The sequence below is a fragment of the Shewanella woodyi ATCC 51908 genome (genome assembly GCF_000019525.1).
Classification (GTDB): Bacteria; Pseudomonadota; Gammaproteobacteria; order Enterobacterales; family Shewanellaceae; genus Shewanella; species Shewanella woodyi.
In genome coordinates this window covers 631,779-646,438 of record NC_010506.1, presented here as the reverse complement: position 1 = coordinate 646,438, position 14,660 = coordinate 631,779, and the positions used below count along the sequence as shown (strand labels likewise).

Here is a 14,660-nt window from a genome sequence, read left to right as displayed (position 1 = left end):
AACATTCGCCTCTTGTTTGATCATCTTATCAGTAACATCTGGTGCAATTTGTTTTTCACAAAAGCAGTAGACTCAAGGCTATATTCTCGGAGTATTGAATGAAAACTTTAGTAACAACACAGCCTGGAACAGTTCTTCTTGTAAAAGGGGATATTAAACTTCAACTTGAGAATACATTAGAAAATGTTTCTAAAGGTGAACAGCTATTAGCTGGTGCAACGCTGATTATTGAAGACAATGCCGATATTGAAATTGCCTACTCAGATGGTACTTATTTTTCAAACCTCGAATCGACAGATCGAACAGTCGAAGAGGGAGTAACGGCCACGAGTGTTGCCGATGCCCGCGAGATTCAAACAATCCAAGATGCAATCTTAGATGGCGATGATCCTACGACTGAGCTACCAGATACAGCTGCAGGTGGTACCTTAGGTAATCAAGGTGGCTCTGATTTTGTTTCTTTGGACAGAACAGCCAGTGAAACAATAGCCGCTACAGGTTTCAATACCGACTCTGCTCCTCAAGATGAATTTTTAGTTACTGATACCCTAAATGAAGCTCTGAGTGAGAACCAATCAAACCTAGCCAATGATTTCATTACTATCGATGAAGATGGAGTTGCCACTGGCAATGTATTAGATAATGACTCTGATGTAGATGATGAACTTGCCGTGCTCAGTTTCGAAGTCAATGGAACTACCTACGGAGCAGGTACTACAGTTGAGCTTGAAGGCGGTACTTTAGTTATCAATCAAGATGGTAGCTATACTTTTACACCAAATGAAAATTGGAACGGCACCGTGCCAGTTATTACCTATACAACCAATACAGGTGTAACTGCAACACTTAGCATAGAAGTCACTCCTGTTGCCGATGGCGCTCCTCAGGTCACCATCAATACCGATGCAAATAATGATGGTTTAATCAGCAATGATGAGCTTAATGATAGTAATGAAGTCAATGTCACTATCAGCCTTGAAGGCACAGGTGCTCAGGTTGGTGACGTTTTAATTGTCAATGGTATTGAGATTGTTCTTACTGCTGATGATATTTTTATAGGTTCGATAAACGTCAACTTACCTGCTCCTGCAGAAGGCGAAACAATCACTGTTGTCGCAACCGTTACAGATTCAGCTGGCAATACATCACCAGAGGGTACCGATACAGCGACGGTAGATACCATTGCACCAACAATCACGGTTGATGCTCCAGACACGACAAATGACACAACGCCAACCATTACTGGTACAACAGATGCCGAACCCGGCAGTACTATTACCGTAGTGATCACTGACAGTACAGGCACAGAGCAAACTGTCACAACAACGGTTAACCCAGATGGCACCTTCACTGTTGATGTCACCGATCCAGTCGCTGAAGGACCTATTACTGTTGTCGCTACAGTCACAGATCCAGCTGGTAACACAGGTACAGCAACAGATACAGGTGGCGTAGATACAACACCACCAACCATCACGGTTGATGTTCCTGACACCACCAACGATACAACGCCGACCATTACAGGTACCACAGATGCCGAACCAGGCAGCACCATTACTGTCGTTATCACAGACAGTACAGGCACTGAGCAAACTGTCACTACAACAGTAAACCCTGACGGCACTTACACTGTTGATGTCACCACGCCAACAGCAGAAGGTCCAATTACTGTTGTTGCCACAGTCACAGACCCTTCAGGCAACACAGGTACAGCAACCGATACTGGTGATATCGATACCACACCGCCAACGATTACAGTTGATGTACCTGATACTACAAACGACACAACACCAACCATTACTGGTACTACAGATGCAGAGCCTGGTAGTACTATTACTGTCGTTATCACAGACAGCACAGGTACAGAGCAAACCGTCACGACAACTGTCGATCCTGACGGTACTTATACAGTCGATGTCACCGATCCTGTTACTGAAGGTCCAATCACAGTTGTCGCAACAGTCACAGATCCCGCTGGTAATACAGGCACAACCACAGACACTGGCGATATAGATACCACAGAACCAACAATCACAGTTGATGTGCCCGATGCAACTAACGATACAACACCAACCATCACTGGTACCACAGATGCTGAGCCTGGCAGTACCATTACTGTTGTTGTCACAGACAGCACAGGCAGTGAGCAGACCGTCACTACCACTGTAGATCCCGACGGTACCTACACTGTTGATGTTATCGATCCAACAGCTGAAGGCCCTATCACAGTTGTAGCCACGGTCACTGATCCCGCTGGTAATACAGGTACAGCTACAGATACCGGTGAAATAGATACTACAGATCCAATTATTACTGTCGATCTACCCGACACAACAAACGACACAACACCCACCATAACTGGTACCACTGACGCAGAGCCTGGTAGCACAATTACCGTTGTCGTCACAGATAGTAGCGGGACGGAGCAAACCGTCACGACAACTGTGGATCCAGATGGTACTTATACAGTCGATGTCACCGATCCTGTTACTGAAGGTCCAATCACTGTTGTTGCAACTGTGACCGATCCCGCAGGAAATACAGGTACATCTACAGATACAGGTACAATTGATATCACCATAGGTACCCCAGTAGTTCAGATCACTGAAGATACCAATAATGATGGGTACCTGAATGATCCTGAATTAAATGGCCAAGTGGATATCTCTATTACCCTTGGTGAAGGCACTGAGCTGGGGGATACTTTCACCGTCACAGACCAAGACGGCAACGTTATCTTTGATGGACCTGTCACTCAAGGAATGATCGACAATGGTCTAAATCTCGCCATCGATCCACCTGCCACAGGCACAGATTTAGTGATTACTGCTACAGTCACAGACCCATCAGGCAATATAGCGACAGGCAGTGACAGTGCAACCCTAGATTACGGTGTTGGAACTGGTGCCCCTGCGGGCCCAAGTGTCACCATCGATGAAGATACCAATGGCGATGGGTACATTAGTGATACGGAACTTGATGGTCAGATCAACATCACTGTTGAGCTAGGAACGGGCACTGTCGTAGGTGATACCTTAGTAATTACCGACCAAGATGGTAATGAGCTATTTAACGGCACCGTCACTCAGGAGATGCTTGATAACGGCCAAGCCGTTGTCATGGATGCGCCAGTAACTGGTACAGACATAGTGGTTACCGCCACTGTTACCGACCCTGCAGGTAATACAGCAACAGGCTCAGATGCAGCAACGCTCGATTATGGTACAGGCACAGGTGCCCCAGTAAGCCCAACAGTCACTATCAATGAAGACACTAACCAAGATGGCGTGATCAACGATGCCGAGCTTGATGGCCAAATCGATATCACCGTTGAATTAGGCGAAGGCACCGAAGTTGGCGACACTTTAGTCATCACAGATCAAGCTGGCAATACTCTGTTTGATGGCCCAGTAACCCAAGAGATGATCGATAACGGTCTAACATTAGCCATAGATCCGCCTGCATCTGGAACAGATCTCGTTATCACTGCAGATATTACTGATCCCGCAGGCAACACGGCGAGTGGCAGCGGTAGTGCCACATTAGATTATGGCACTGAAGGCGCACCTAACGGACCAAATGTAACCATTGATGAAGATCTGAATAACGATGGCTACATTAATGACGCTGAGCTTGATGGTCAAATCAACGTCACAATTGAGCTCGATAGCGGTACTCAAGTCGGTGACACTTTAGAGGTGACCGATCAAGATGGAAACATTATCTTCAGTGAAACCGTTACTCAAGAGATGCTTGATAATGGGCAAACTATTGCAATAGATCCCCCTGCAACTGGAACAGATCTTGTAGTCACCGCCACAGTTACCGATCCATCAGGCAACACAGCCACAGGTTCAGATGCCGCCACCTTAGATTACGGTACTGGCACTGGTGCTCCAGAAGCACCAGTTGTAGAGATCACCGAAGATACCAACGGTGATGGCACCATCACAGATGCAGAGCTCGATGGCCAAATCAACATTACTGTAGATTTAGGTACAGGTACACAAGTCGGCGATACCATAACGGTTACAGATCAAACTGGTGACGTACTTTACACAGGTCCAGTTACCCAAGATATGCTCGATAACGGTATCGACATTGCCATCGATGCACCTGCCAATGGTACAGATTTAGTTATCAGCGCCACTATCACAGACCCTGCGGGTAACACTGCAACAGGTAATGACAGTGCGACCATGGATTACGATGACAGCGTCACCGTACCTGCAGCACCAAATGTCACCATTGTAGAAGACACTAATGGTGATGGGTTTATTAATGATGTCGAGCTTGAGGGTCAAATCAACATTACCGTTGAGCTAGGCACAAATACGCTTGTAGGCGATACTTTAGTCGTCACAGACCAAGACGGTAACGAGCTATTCAACGGCACCGTCACCCAAGAGATGCTTGATAATGGCCTCGATTTGGCCATGGATCCACCGGCGACCAGCACCAACCTAGTCATCACCGCGACAGTTACTGACACTTTAGGAACCCAAGCATCTGGCTCTGATAATGCGCTGCTTGATTACGGCTCTGGCACAGGCGCACCAGCAGCACCAACTGTAGAGTTAACAGAAGACAGTAATAATGATGGTTACATCAACGACTCAGAGCTTGAAGGTCAAATCAACGGCACCATAACTTTAGGCGAAGGTACTGTTGTCGGCGACACCATCACAGTCACCGACCAAGATGGTAATGTCATCTTCAATGGTCCTGTCACTCAAGAGATGATCGACGACGGCCTAGCTATCGCTATTGACGCTCCTGCAACGGGCACAGACTTAGTCGTCACAGCGACTATTACCGATCCTGCAGGCAACAGCGCGACCGGCTCAGATGCAGCGACGCTCGATTACGGCACGGGTACGGGCGCACCCGCTAGCCCTATAGTTACAATCGATGAAGATGCCAACAACGATGGCTTCATTAATGATGCCGAGCTTGATGGACAAATTGACATCACAGTTGAACTCGGATCAGGCACAGTTGTCGGCGACACCCTTGTGGTCACAGACCAAGATGGCAACGTCATCTTCACTGGCACCGTGACCCAGGAGATGCTCACCAACGGCGTACCGGTTACCATGGACGCCCCAGCAACGGGTACTGATCTGGTTGTCACAGCAACAATAACTGACGCAGCAGGAAATAGTGCAACGGGCTCAGATTCAACCACATTAGATTACGGCACAGGCACAGGTGCACCAGCAGCGCCTACAGTTGAGCTCACTGAAGACGCCAACAACGACGGCTACATCAACGATTCCGAGCTTGATGGCCAAATCGATGCCACCGTCACCTTAGGGGCGGGCACAAGCGTGGGTGATACCGTCACCATCACTGACCAAGACGGCAACGTCATTTTCAGTGGCCCTGCCACCCAAGATATGCTCGATAATGGCCTTGCAGTCACTATCGATCCACCTGCAAGTGGTACTAACTTAGTCGTTACTGCCACGATAACCGATCCGGCAGGTAACACCACATCAGGTAGTGACAATGCCCTACTCGATTATGGAACCGGCTCTGGTGGCCCTGCGACTCCAACCGTAGTGATTGATGAAGATGTCAACAACGATGGTGTCATCACAGACTTTGAACTAATCGATCAAATTGATATTAGCGTGACCTTAGGTGCAGGCACTGAGGTCGGCGACACCTTAGTGGTCACCGACCAAGACGGTAATGAGCTGTTCAGCGGTGTCGTCACCCAAGCCATGCTCGATAACGGCCTTGCTGTTGTTATGGCTATACCTGTCACAGGAACTGAAATTATTGTCACAGCCACTGTAACAGACACTTCAGGCAACACAGCAGTCGCTAACGATTCTGCCACTTTAGATTATAACTGGGAAATCACGCCGCCTGTCGCACCTACAATAGAGATCACTGAAGATATCAATGATGACGGCTACATCAACAGTGATGAGCTGGACGGCCAAATAAACATCACAGTGACCTTTGATGCAAGCACCAGCGTCGGCGAAACCATCGTAGTCACAGATCAAAACGGTAACGAGCTGTTCAACGGCACTGTGACTCAAGAGATGCTCGACAACGGTCTCCAACTCGGCATGGATGCACCTGCCACTGGTACTAGCATCACGGTTACAGCTAGTCTGACAAATATTTACGGCATGGTCTTAACTGATAGTGACAATGCCCTGCTCGATTACGGCACCGGCACTGGCGCACCGGCGAGCCCAACGGTTGAAATCACTGAAGATGCCAACAACGATGGCTTCATCAACCACGCTGAGCTTGATGGTCAAGTCGATGCCACCGTCACCCTAGGTGCGGGCACTGCGCTGGGCGACACGGTCACCATCACCGACCAAGACGGCAACACCCTGTTCAGTGGCCCAGTCACCCAGGACATGCTCGATAATGGCATCAACGTTAGCCTCGATGCCCCAGCGACTGGTACGGATGTGGTTATCACCGCCACCGTCACCGATGTGGCTGGCAACACCGCCACGGGCAATGACAGTGCGACCTTGGATTATGGCACAGGCACCGGCGCACCGGCGGCCCCTACCGTGGTTATCACAGAAGACACCAACAACGATGGCTTCATTAATGAGGCTGAGCTTGATGGCCAAATCAATGCCACCGTCACCTTAGGCGCGGGCACCATGATCGGTGACACCATCACCGTCACCGACCAAGACGGCAACACCCTGTTCACCGGCGCCGTGACCCAGGACATGCTCGATAATGGCATCAGCGTCAGCTTCGATGCGCCGGCTACCGGCACCACCGTCGCGGTCACCGCCACCGTCACCGACCCTGCAGGCAACACCGCACAGGGCAGCGATAATGCCCTGCTCGACTACGGCACGGGCACCGGCGCACCCGCCAGCCCAACCGTCACCATCGATGAGGACATCAACAACGATGGCTTTATCAATGACGTTGAGCTCTCAGGTCAAATTGACATTACCGTCAGCTTAGGCGCAGGCACCGCCGTGGGCGACACCTTAGTGGTCACCGACCAAGCGGGTAACACCCTGTTCAGCGGCCCAGTCACCCAAGCCATGCTTGATAACGGCCTCACCTTGGCCATCGATGCCCCAGCCACAGGCACTGAGCTTGTGGTCACCGCCAACGTCACTGACCCTGCCGGCAACACCGCCACAGGCAATGACAGCGCGACCTTGGACTACGGCATTGGCAGCGGCGCACCCGCCAGCCCAACCGTCACCATCGATGAGGATAGTAACAACGATGGCTTCATCAACGACGCGGAGCTCGATGGTCAAATCAACATCACCGTTGAGCTCGGTGAAGGCACCGCCGTCGGCGACACCTTAGTCGTCACCGACCAAGCCGGTAATGAACTGTTCAATGGCGTCGTCACTCAGGCCATGCTCGACAGCGGCCTGAGCTTGGCCATCGACGCGCCGGCCACGGGCACTGAGCTCGTCGTGACCGCCAACGTCACAGACCCTGCCGGCAACACCGCCACGGGCAACGACAGCGCGACCTTGGATTACGGCAGCAGCGCCCCATTAGCGCCCACCGTTGAAATCACTGAAGATGCCAACAACGACGGCTTCATCAATGATGTCGAGCTCAATGGTCAAATCAACATCAGCGTCACCTTAGGCGCGGGCACGGTCATTGGTGACACCGTCACCGTCACTGACCAAGACGGCAACGTCTTGTTCAGCGGCCCGGCCACCCAAGACATGCTCGACAACGGCCTGGCACTGGCGATCGATCCGCCTGCCACTGGCACCAACCTGGTTATCACCGCCAACGTCACCGATCCGGCGGGCAACAGCGCAACTGGCTCAGATGCAGCGACACTGGATTACGGCGTCGACGCCCCTGCCGCACCCAGCGTCACCATCGACGAAGATACCAACAACGACGGCTACATTAACGAGGCGGAGCTTGACGGCCAGATCAACATCACCGTGGAACTCGGCGAAGGCACCGTGGTGGGCGACACCTTAGTGGTCACCGACCAAGACGGTAACGAGCTGTTTAACGGGACTGTCACCCAAGATATGCTCGATAACGGCCAAGCGGTTACCATGGACGCGCCAGCCACGGGCACGGATGTGGTGATCACCGCCACCGTCACTGACGAAGCGGGCAACACCGCGACAGGCAATGATGCAGCGACACTGGACTACGGCACGGGCGTTGGCGCACCGGCCAGCCCGACGGTTGAGATTGTGGAAGATGCCAACAACGATGGCTTCATTAACGATGCCGAGCTTGACGGTCAAATCAACATCACGGTTGAGTTAGGCGCGGGCACGGCCGTGGGCGACACCTTAGTCGTCACCGACCAAGCCGGTAATACCCTGTTCAGCGGCCCGGTCACTCAGGCGATGCTCGACAGTGGACTGGACTTAGCGATAGACGCACCCGCGACGGGCACGGAGGTGGTTATCACCGCCAACGTCACCGATGTCGCGGGCAACACGGCACAAGGCAGCGACAGTGCCACTCTCGATGTCGGCACGGGCACCGGCGCACCGGCTGCGCCGACCGTCACCATTGATGAAGATGCCAACAACGATGGCTTCATTAATGACGCCGAGCTTGATGGCCAAATCAACATCACGGTTGAGTTAGGCGCAGGCACCGCCGTGGGCGACACCTTAGTGGTCACCGACCAAGCGGGTAACGAGCTGTTTAACGGCGTGGTCACCGCAGACATGCTCACCAATGGCGTCCCTGTCACCATGGACGCCCCCGCCACAGGCACTGATGTGGTGGTCACCGCCACCGTTACCGATGCGGCAGGCAACAGCGCACAAGGCAGTGATGCGGCGACGCTCGATGTCGGCACAGACGCTCCGGCAGCGCCAACGGTTGAGATTGTTGAAGACACCAACAACGATGGCACCATCACCGATGCGGAGCTCGATGGCCAAATCAACATCACCGTCACCTTAGGCAGCGGCACCGAGGTCGGTGACACCGTCACCATCACGGACCAAACTGGCGAGGTGATTTACACCGGCCCTGTCACCCAAGACATGCTCGATAATGGCATCGATGCCGTCATCGACGCACCGGCGACCGGCACTGAGCTTGTTATCACCGCCACCGTCATCGATGTGGCAGGCAACACCGCCACCGGCAATGACAGTGCGACACTGGACTACGATGACAGCGTCACCGTACCGGGCGCACCGACCGTGGTTATCACCGAAGATACCAACAACGACGGCTACATCAATGACGCCGAGCTGGAAGGTCAAATCAACATCACCGTTGAACTTGGCGCCAACACCGTGGTGGGCGACACACTTGTGGTGACTGACCAAGACGGTAATGAGCTGTTCAGTGGCACCGTCACCCAGGAGATGCTTGATAATGGCCTCACCTTGGCCATCGATCCACCGGCGACCGGCACCAACGTGGTCATCACCGCGACGGTCACCGACACCTTGGGCAATGAAGCGGCAGGCTCAGATAATGCGCTGCTTGATTACGGCTCAGGCACCGGCGCACCCGCGGCGCCGACCGTGGTCATTGATGAGGATATCAACAACGATGGCTTCATCAACGATGCGGAGCTTGATGGTCAAATCAACGCCACCGTCACCTTAGGCGCGGGCACCGTGGTGGGCGACACCGTCACCATCACCGACCAAGACGGTAACACCCTCTTTACCGGCACCGTGACCCAGGACATGCTCGATAACGGCATCGACCTCAGCTTTGATGCACCGGCCACCGGCACCGACCTCGTGGTGACTGCCACCGTCACTGACGTGGCAGGCAACAGCGCGACTGGCTCAGATGCGGCAACGCTCGATTACGGCACCGGCACGGGCGCACCTGCTAGTCCAACCGTGGTCATTGATGAAGATGCCAACAACGATGGCTTCATTAATGATGCGGAGCTTGATGGTCAAATCGACATCACCGTCACCTTAGGCGCAGGCACCGCTGTCGGCGACACCCTTGTGGTCACTGACCAAGATGGCAACGTCATCTTCACTGGCACCGTGACCCAAGAGATGCTCACCAATGGCGTCCCTGTCACCATGGACGCGCCAGCGACAGGCACTGACGTCGTGGTCACCGCCACCGTCACTGACGCCGCGGGCAATACAGCCCAAGGCTCAGATGCAGCAACGCTCGATTACGGCACAGGCACCGGCGCTCCGGCGGCCCCCACCGTGGTCATTGATGAGGATGCCAACAACGACGGCTACATCAACGATGCCGAGCTTGATGGCCAAATCGATGCCACCGTCACCTTAGGCGCAGGCACGAGCGTGGGTGACACCGTCACCATCACCGACCAAGACGGCAACGTCATCTTCAGTGGCCCTGCCACCCAGGAGATGATAGACAATGGTCTGGCAGTCACTATCGACCCGCCTGCCACGGGCACCAACTTAGTTATCACCGCCACGGTCACCGACCCGGCAGGTAACAGCAGTCAAGGCTCTGACAGTGCGCTACTCGATTACGGCACTGGCACTGGCGCACCCGCCAGCCCAACCGTGGTCATTGATGAAGACATCAACAACGATGGCACCATCAACGACACCGAGCTTGATGGCCAAATTGACATCACCGTCACCTTAGGGGCGGGCACCGCGGTGGGCGACACCTTAGTGGTCACCGACCAAGCGGGTAACGTCTTGTTCACTGGCGTGGTTACCCAAGCCATGCTCGATAACGGCCAGGCCGTCACCATGGACACGCCGCCAAGCGGCACGGATGTCGTGGTCACCGCCACCGTCACTGACGTGGCAGGCAACACCGCCACGGGCTCAGATGCAGCCACCTTGGATTACGTTGAGGCGCCAGCGCCAGCAGCGCCAACGGTTGAAATCACTGAAGATGCCAACAACGATGGTTACATCAACAGCGCTGAGCTTGACGGTCAAATCAACATCACCGTCACCCTCGATGCGGGCACCAGTGTCGGCGACACCTTGGTCGTCACCGACCAAGACGGTAACGAGCTGTTCAACGGTGTGGTCACTACAGACATGCTCACCAATGGTCTACCATTGACCATGGATGCCCCTGCGACGGGCACCACCGTCACCGTCACCGCGACCCTCACTAACGCCAATGGCGACAGTGCAGCGAGCCATGACAGCGCGACCTTGGATTACGGCACAGGCACCGGCGCACCGGCCAGCCCAACCGTTGAAATCACTGAAGATGCCAACAACGATGGCTTCATCAACCACGCGGAGCTTGATGGTCAAGTCGATGCCACCGTCACCCTAGGCGCGGGCACCGCGCTGGGCGACACGGTCACCATCACCGACCAAGACGGCAACACCCTGTTCAGTGGCCCAGTCACCCAGGACATGCTTGATAATGGCATCAACGTTAGCCTCGATGCCCCAGCGACCGGCACGGACTTGGTTATCACCGCCACCGTCACCGATGTGGCTGGCAACACCGCCACGGGCAATGACAGTGCGACCTTGGATTACGGCACAGGCACCGGCGCACCGGCGGCCCCTACCGTGGTTATCACAGAAGACGCCAACAACGATGGCTTCATTAATGAGGCTGAGCTTGATGGCCAAATCAATGCCACCGTCACCTTAGGCGCGGGCACCGTAATAGGTGACACCGTCACCGTCACCGACCAAGACGGCAACACCCTGTTCACCGGCGCCGTGACTCAGGACATGCTGGATAATGGCATCAGCGTCAGTTTCGATGCCCCAGCAACCGGCACCACCGTCGCGGTCACCGCCACCGTCACCGACCCTGCTGGCAATACCGCACAGGGCAGCGATAACGCCCTGCTCGACTACGGCACGGGCACCGGCGCACCCGCCAGCCCAACCGTCACCATCGATGAGGACATCAACAACGATGGCTTTATCAATGACGTTGAGCTCTCAGGTCAAATTGACATCACCGTCAGCTTAGGCGCAGGCACCGCCGTGGGCGACACCTTAGTGGTCACCGACCAAGCGGGTAATGAACTGTTCAATGGCCCAGTCACCCAAGCCATGCTTGATAACGGCCTCACCTTGGCCATCGATGCCCCAGTCACAGGCACTGAGCTTGTGGTCACCGCTAACGTCACTGACCCTGCCGGCAACACCGCCACAGGCAATGATGCGGCAACACTCGACTACGGCATTGGCAGCGGCGCACCCGCCAGCCCAACCGTCACCATCGATGAAGATAGTAACAACGATGGCTTCATCAACGATGCGGAGCTCGATGGTCAAATCAACATCACCGTTGAGCTCGGTGAAGGCACCGCCGTCGGCGACACCTTAGTCGTCACCGACCAAGCCGGTAACGAACTGTTCAATGGCGTCGTCACTCAGGCCATGCTCGACAGCGGCCTTAGCTTGGCCATTGATGCGCCGGCCACGGGCACTGAGCTCGTCGTCACCGCCAACGTTACCGATCCGGCAGGCAACACCGCCACAGGCAACGACAGCGCGACCTTGGATTACGGCAGCAGCGCCCCATTAGCGCCCACCGTTGAAATCACTGAAGATGCCAACAACGACGGCTTCATCAATGATGCCGAGCTCAATGGTCAAATCAACATCAGCGTCACCTTAGGCGCAGGCACGGTCATTGGTGACACCGTCACCGTCACTGACCAAGACGGCAACGTCTTGTTCAGCGGCCCGGCCACCCAAGACATGCTCGACAACGGCCTGGCACTGGCGATCGATCCGCCTGCCACTGGCACCAACCTGGTTATCACCGCCAACGTCACCGATCCGGCGGGCAACAGCGCGACCGGCTCAGATGCAGCGACACTGGATTACGGTGTGGGCGTCGGCGCCCCTGCCGCACCAAGCGTCACCATCGACGAAGATGCCAACAACGACGGCTACATTAACGAGGCGGAGCTTGACGGCCAGATCAACATCACCGTGGAACTCGGCGAAGGCACCGTGGTGGGCGACACCTTAGTGATCACCGACCAAGACGGTAACGAGCTGTTTAACGGGACTGTCACCCAAGATATGCTCGATAACGGCCAAGCGGTCACCATGGACGCGCCAGCCACGGGCACAGATGTGGTGGTCACCGCCACCGTCACTGACGAGGCGGGCAATACCGCCACCGGCAATGATGCAGCGACACTGGACTACGGCACGGGCGTTGGCGCACCGGCCAGCCCGACGGTTGAGATTGTGGAAGATGCCAACAACGATGGCTTCATTAACGATGCCGAGCTTGACGGTCAAATCAACATCACGGTTGAGTTAGGCGCGGGCACGGCCGTGGGCGACACCTTAGTCGTCACCGACCAAGCCGGTAATACCCTGTTCAGCGGCCCGGTCACTCAGGCGATGCTCGACAGTGGACTGGACTTAGCGATAGACGCACCCGCGACGGGCACGGAGGTGGTTATCACCGCCAACGTCACCGATGTCGCGGGCAACACGGCACAAGGCAGCGACAGTGCCACCCTCGATTACGGCACCGGCGCACCGGCTGCGCCGACCGTCACCATTGATGAAGATGCCAACAACGATGGCTTCATTAATGACGCCGAGCTTGATGGCCAAATCAACATCACGGTTGAGTTAGGCGCAGGCACCGCCGTGGGCGACACCTTAGTGGTCACCGACCAAGCGGGTAACGAGCTGTTTAACGGCGTGGTCACCGCAGACATGCTCACCAATGGCGTCCCTGTCACCATGGACGCCCCCGCCACAGGCACTGACGTGGTGGTCACCGCCACCGTCACCGATGCGGCAGGCAACAGCGCACAAGGCAGTGATGCGGCGACGCTCGATGTCGGCACAGACGCTCCGGCAGCGCCAACGGTTGAGATTGTTGAAGACACCAACAACGATGGCACCATCACCGATGCGGAGCTCGATGGCCAAATCAACATCACCGTCACCTTAGGCAGCGGCACCGAGGTCGGTGACACTGTCACCATCACGGACCAAACTGGCGAGGTGATTTACACCGGCCCTGTCACCCAAGACATGCTCGATAATGGCATCGATGCCGTCATCGACGCACCGGCGACCGGCACTGAGCTTGTTATCACCGCCACCGTCACCGATGTGGCAGGCAACACCGCCACCGGCAATGACAGTGCGACACTGGACTACGATGACAGCGTCACCGTACCGGGCGCACCGACCGTGGTTATCACCGAAGATACCAACAACGACGGCTACATCAATGACGCCGAGCTGGAAGGTCAAATCAACATCACCGTTGAACTTGGCGCCAACACCGTGGTGGGCGACACACTTGTGGTGACTGACCAAGACGGTAATGAGCTGTTCAGTGGCACCGTCACCCAGGATATGCTTGATAATGGCCTCACCTTGGCCATGGATCCACCGGCGACCGGCACCAACGTGGTCATCACCGCGACGGTCACCGACACCTTAGGCAATGAAGCGGCAGGCTCAGATAATGCGCTGCTTGATTACGGCTCAGGCACTGGCGCACCGGCGGCGCCGACCGTGGTCATTGATGAGGATATCAACAACGATGGCTTCATCAACGATGCGGAGCTTGATGGTCAAATCAACGCCACCGTCACCTTAGGCGCGGGCACCGTGGTGGGCGACACCGTCACCATCACCGACCAAGACGGTAACACCCTCTTTACCGGCACCGTGACCCAGGACATGCTCGATAACGGCATCGACCTCAGCTTTGATGCACCGGCCACCGGCACCGACCTCGTG

The 14,660-nt window shown here is 55.1% G+C and carries 1 protein-coding gene (only partly in view); it reads left to right on the top strand.

The window, feature by feature from the left end; translation table 11 throughout:
* The first annotated feature begins 98 nt into the window (after positions 1–98).
* Positions 99–14,660 carry the start of an Ig-like domain-containing protein gene (locus SWOO_RS02475; protein ID WP_012323124.1) on the top strand. It continues 34,407 nt past the right edge of the window, so only the first 14,562 of its 48,969 coding nucleotides appear in the window; its start codon is at positions 99–101; the stop codon falls past the right edge of the window.